The 5,787-nt window shown below is 57.4% G+C and carries 3 protein-coding genes; 2 read left to right on the forward strand and 1 reads right to left on the reverse strand.

Going from position 1 to position 5,787, the window contains the following annotated elements:
- Window positions 1–2,718: pyruvate:ferredoxin (flavodoxin) oxidoreductase (gene nifJ / locus ABYO54_RS13110; RefSeq protein WP_372808699.1), on the forward strand; the 2,718-nt coding region annotated here is incomplete at its 5' end.
- A gap of 257 nt (window positions 2,719–2,975) precedes the next feature.
- Here nifJ and ABYO54_RS13115 read toward each other — a convergent pair.
- The gene (locus ABYO54_RS13115) at window positions 2,976–4,208 is read right to left on the reverse strand and encodes a hypothetical protein (protein WP_372808700.1); all 1,233 of its coding nucleotides are present in this window, start codon (window positions 4,206–4,208) and stop codon (window positions 2,976–2,978) included.
- A 353-nt stretch (window positions 4,209–4,561) separates the two neighbouring features.
- Here ABYO54_RS13115 and pgi point away from each other — a divergent pair.
- The coding region (gene pgi, locus ABYO54_RS13120; RefSeq protein WP_372808701.1) for a glucose-6-phosphate isomerase at window positions 4,562–5,787 on the forward strand (1,226 nt) is incomplete at its 3' end.

The following is a 5,787-nucleotide window of genomic DNA, read 5'->3' on the forward strand; positions in this document are numbered from 1 at the left end:
GGGGCGGAGACGGTTCACGAGACCGTTGAATGTCTGCTGCAGCAGAATGAAAAAGTAGGCCTGCTGAAAGTGCGGCTCTACAGGCCTTTCGACAGCAAACGCCTTTTGGACGCATTGCCGGGCACGGTTCGGAAAATTGCGGTATTGGATCGCACCAAAGAGCCTGGCAGCGCTGGTGAACCTCTTTACCAAGATGTGGTGACCGCGATTACAGAGGGCTTGAGCAATGAAAAAGCGCCGTTTGAGCACCTGCCTAAAATCATTGGCGGCCGCTACGGCCTTTCCTCCAAGGAATTCTCCCCGAGCATGGTCAAGGCGATCTACGAGCACATCGACAACGGGGGTTGGCATGGTTTCACCGTCGGTATCAACGACGACGTCACCAACCTCTCCATCCCGGTCGGCCCGGAGTTCAACATCGAGCCTGCGGACGTCAAGTCCTCCGTTTTCTGGGGCTTCGGTTCCGACGGAACGGTCGGCGCGTGCAAAAACACCATCAAGATCATCGGCGACAACACCGACATGACGGCGCAGGCGTACTTCGTGTACGACTCCAAGAAGTCCGGCGGCGTTACCGTTTCCCACCTTCGCTTCGGCAAGAGCGCGGTCAACTACCCGTACCTCATCCAGCACGCCGGCTACGTGGCCTGCCACAACGTGTCCTACATCGGCCGCTACGACATGCTCAGCGCCATCGCCGAAGGCGGTACGTTCGTGCTCAACTCGGAAATCCCCACCTCGGAGGTTTTCGAGCACCTCACCAAGGAAGAGCAGCAGATCATCATCGATCGCAAGATCAACTTCTACAACGTCAACGCGCTGAAGATCGCGATGGAAGTCGGCCTCGGCGGACGCATCAACACCGTCATGCAGACGGTTTACTTCAAGCTGTCCGGCGTCCTGCCGGAAGACGAAGCCATCGAGTTGATTAAGGGCTATGCCAAGAAGACCTTCGAAAGAAAGGGCATGGACATCGTCGAAATGAACTGGAAAGCGATCGACGCTTCCGCCGCCGCGATCGAAAAGGTCGAAGTGCCTTCCACGATCACCAAGTCCTATGTGCTGCCGGATCTGATTCCGGCCGATGCCTGCGGATTCATGAAAGACGTGATCCTGCCGACCATGATGCTCAAGGGCGACGAGGTTCCGGTTTCGAAAATGACGTTCGACGGCACCCTGCCGACCGGCACCACCAAGATCGAGAAGCGTTGCATCGGTCCGCGCGTTCCGAAATGGCTCAGCGAAAACTGCATCCAGTGCAACCAGTGCGTCATGGCCTGCCCGCACGCGGTCATCCGCGCCAAGCAGATCGATCCCGCCGAACTGGCTTCCGCACCGGAAAGCTTCAAGACCGTCAAGTCCAAGACCAAGAACGACAAGGATCTCGACTACAAGATCCAGGTTTATGTCGAAGACTGTACCGGTTGCGGCGTCTGCGTCGAAACCTGCCCGGCCAAGACCAAGGCGCTCACCTTCACCACGCTGGAAGAAGAAAAAACCGCCGGCGAAGTGGACAACACCTACTTCTTCGATGCGCTGCCCGACAACGTTCTCGATGGTGCGAATGCTTCCACTGTTAAGGGTCTGCAGTTCAAGAAGCCGCTGTTCGAGTTCTCCGGCGCCTGCGCAGGTTGCGGCGAAACGCCGTACGTCAAGCTCGTCACGCAGGTTTGCGGCGAGCACATGATCGTGGCGAACGCGACGGGTTGTTCCTCCATTTATGGCGGCACCTTCCCGACCATCCCGTACTGCAAGAGCGCCGAAGGGCGTGGCCCGTCTTGGGCGAACTCGCTCTTCGAAGACAACGCCGAATACGGTATGGGCTTCCGCCTCGCGGTCGACAACAACCGCGCGTTGCTCCGTCAGAACGTGGCCGTGCTGCTCGAAGCCGGCGTGAACGCCGACCTCACCGCAGCGCTTGAAAAGGCCGTCGAAATCTGCGTCGACAACAACCGTTCCGACGAAGCCGTCGCGGCCCAGAACGCCGTCAAGATCCTGCTCCCGGGCGCACTCGCCGAAGCTTCGGCCGAGGTTGCTCCGATTGTCCGCAAGGTGATCGAGCTGCAGGACTACTTCGTCGACAAGGCCGTCTGGATCTTCGGTGGCGACGGTTGGGCCTACGACATCGGCTACGGCGGTCTCGACCACGTAGTGGCTTCCGGCAAGAACGTCAACATCCTCGTTGTCGACACGGAAGTTTACTCCAACACCGGCGGCCAGGCTTCCAAGTCCACGCCGATCGGCGCGGTGGCCAAGTTCGCCACGGCCGGTAAGCGTGCCGGCAAGAAGAACCTCGGCTTCATGTGCATGAGCTATGGCACGGTCTACGTGGCGCAGATCAGCATGGGGGCTAACCGCATGCAGACCCAGAAAGCCATCCAGGAAGCGGTCGACTACAATGGCCCGTCCATCATCATCGCCTACGCTCCGTGTATTGCTCACGGCATCGACATGATGAAGACGCAGACCATCGCCAAGGAAGCCGTGGAATGCGGCTACTGGCCGCTCTACCGCTTCAACCCGGAAGGCGGCGAAAAGAAGTTCACTTGGGAAGCCAAGGAACCGACCGGCGACTTCCAGGCCTTCATCCGCGCGGAACGTCGTTATTCCACGCTGCTCAAGACCGCTCCGACCGAAGCCGAAGCGCTCTTCGCCGAGGCGCAGGCGGATGCCAAGAAGCGTTGGGACTTCATGCAGGCCGTCGGCCCGCTGATGTAACCCGGCTCCCTGGAGCCTAAGAAAAGCCCGCCCGCAACGGCGGGCTTTTTTTGTGGTTCCGAACGTTTCGTTTCAAAGGTTCGCTAAAGTCCGGAGGGCAAAGCTTGGTTCGCTTGCGGTGTTCCTGTTTCGATTGGGGGCGTCCCTTCCTAAAAATAAAACCCCTTGCAGCAATTTCTGCAAGGGGTTCGGTTCCCGTTCCTTACCGTCCGGCAGGTCATGGTGCCGATCCGCGGTAAAGCGGCTGCCGATTGTTATTAATCACAATGGCCAGGGCCGATGCAGCCATTGTTGTAGTTGTCTAGCACCTTGGCGATGGCAATCGCCAGATCCCTGTCCTTGCATTTTTTGGGTATCGACCCCTCGCTCTGATATTTCTCCAGGATCGACTGGCCGTTCAGCCATGCATGGACAACCTCTTCCGGAATCGAGGTGCCGTTCGCGACATTCAATTCCGCGCCGATATATTGGTGGGCCAGGATGATATATGCATTGCCGCCCTTGGGCGCCGTCCAAAGAATATCCATGGCTTGATCGCCAGTGAATAGACTCAGTTCATCGGTCGGCCAGTCTTTTGGATGGTTTTTCCAGTAACCTATTGTGTAGGTGCATCCATCGAATTCCTTCGGTATGGGGAGTTCCCACGCGACGAATGTCCAAGCTAGTGAGGCTGGCTGATAGGCTCCTACGATGGACCAGACTTGCACGGTCACATTGGAGGCTCCGGCCGGAAGGGGTACTTCCAGTTTGATTACGTCCAGATAGGCGCCTTCGTTGTCCTGGAATATGTCTTCAAGCCGCGTGGTAACCCCGGCCACGGTTACATCTACCGCAGCGGGGCGCGGATATGCGACGTCGGTCACGATCAGGCTCAGATAACCAATGCGGGAATTGGCGGACGGGGTAACGGAAAATTCGACCGGCTCCGTTTGGTAACCATGCGGCTGATAGGCAAAATCGTTTCCATCCATGATCTGGATGTCGGTCATGCTTCCGTCGTCCAAGATTACCACGACTGCAGCTCCATCGCTCTGGTAGGTGAAGTCGAGACCACTCACCTTAAGTTCGTTGATCTGGCCTGCCAGAATCCAGTTTTGGGAGGAGCTCAGTTCCGTGATGTCGGCTCGATAAGTATTGCTGGGGAATGGCGGCAGCGTAGGTCCTCCAATGCGCGGTCCAACAACGCTCTGGTCATTGACCATGATGATGTCCGTATCGCCCGAGTCCGTGTCAACTCGGGACCTTCCGGTCCAGTATAGCAGTACTTGGGCTATGGCTACATCCGAGGGGATCTCAATGGAGATGAAGCCAGTCGGGGTAAACTTCAAACCTGTGCCTTCGACTAATATTTGCGAACCCGAGGCAATGGGAATGCTCGGCAATCCGAGTTGCTCGGTTCCGTCGGCTTGCACTTCATGGATCAATACCAATGACATCAATGCGCAACCGATCAAGCTACATGCCATTTTTCGAACATACTTGCTTTTCATTTTTCATCTCCTGTTACTGGTTTTCTTTTTGCTGATCATTGGTATATCCCATCCCCCCTTCACGATACCCCGCGCGATAAGATAGACTAACAATCACCCGTGTTGAACGAGGAGAGCATATCGTCGATTTCGGATAAAACAAGATTTTGTTTCCTGATGTTTCGGAGTCTTTTATTTGCCTTGGCTTCAGCACATTGTTGTTGCGTTGCAACTTTGCGCTTCTGTAGCGATGAGGGGCCGGGGAAGGGGAACGGGCCGGTTCGGGATGAAATCTTTTGGTGAAAACTTTTGTTTTCGTTGCGGGGCCCCTGTATTTTCCGCCTCTCAAATCCATTTCTTAAAGGAGAATCCCAATGATCGCGAAATTGACCGAACGTTCCGAATGGAAAGCCCTCGAAACCCACTATTCCGAAATCAAGGATACGCACCTGCGCGATCTGTTCGCCGATGCCGGCCGTGCCGCCGAATTCACCCTGAAGGCCGAAGAGCTGCTGCTCGACTATTCCAAGAACCGCATCACCGCCGATACCATGGGCAAGCTGATCGCCCTCGCCGAATCGGCCGACCTCAAAAAGTGGATCGACGCCATGTTTGCCGGCGAAAAGATCAACGCCACCGAAGGTCGCGCCGTGCTGCACGTCGCCCTGCGCGCGCCGAAGGATGCCGTGATCGAAGTCGACGGCGAAAACGTGGTGCCGAAGGTCCACGCGGTGCTCGACCAGATGACTGAATTCTCCAATCTCGTCCGCTCCGGCGCCTGGAAGGGCTACACGGGCAAGAAGATCAAGAACGTCGTCAACATCGGCATTGGCGGCTCCGATCTCGGCCCGGTAATGGCTTACGAAGCGCTCAAGCCCTACAGCCAGCGCGACCTGAACCTCATCTTTGTTTCCAACGTCGATGGCACCCACATCGCCGAGGCGCTCCGCGGCATCGATGCCGACGAAACGCTCTTCATCGTGGCCTCCAAGACCTTCACCACGCAGGAAACCATGACCAATGCGCATACCGCCCGTTCCTGGTGTCTGGAAGCGCTGAAGGACGAAGCGGCGATCGCCAAACATTTCGTGGCGCTCTCCACCAACGCCGACGCCGTCTCCGAGTTCGGGATCGACACCGCCAACATGTTCGCGTTCTGGGACTGGGTCGGCGGCCGCTACTCGCTCACCTCCGCCATCGGCTTGCCGCTGATGATCGCCATCGGGCCGGACCACTACGCCGAGCTGCTGGCGGGCTACCACAAAATGGACACCCACTTCCGCACCGCGCCATTCGCCGAAAACATGCCCGTCATCCTGGCGTTGCTCGGCATTTGGTACAACAACTTCTTCGGGGCCGACAGCCAGGCGATCCTGCCCTACGACCAATACATGTCCCGCTTCGCGGCCTACTTCCAGCAGGGCGACATGGAGTCCAACGGCAAATACATCACCCGTTCCGGCGAAAAGGTCGAGTGGCAGACCGGGCCGATCATCTGGGGCGAACCGGGCACCAACGGCCAGCATGCATTCTATCAACTGATCCATCAGGGCACGCGGTTGATTCCCTGCGACTTCATCGCACCGGTCCATAGCAACAA

The sequence above is a fragment of the Pontiella sp. genome (assembly GCF_041622395.1).
Lineage (GTDB): Bacteria > Verrucomicrobiota > Kiritimatiellia > Kiritimatiellales > Pontiellaceae > Pontiella.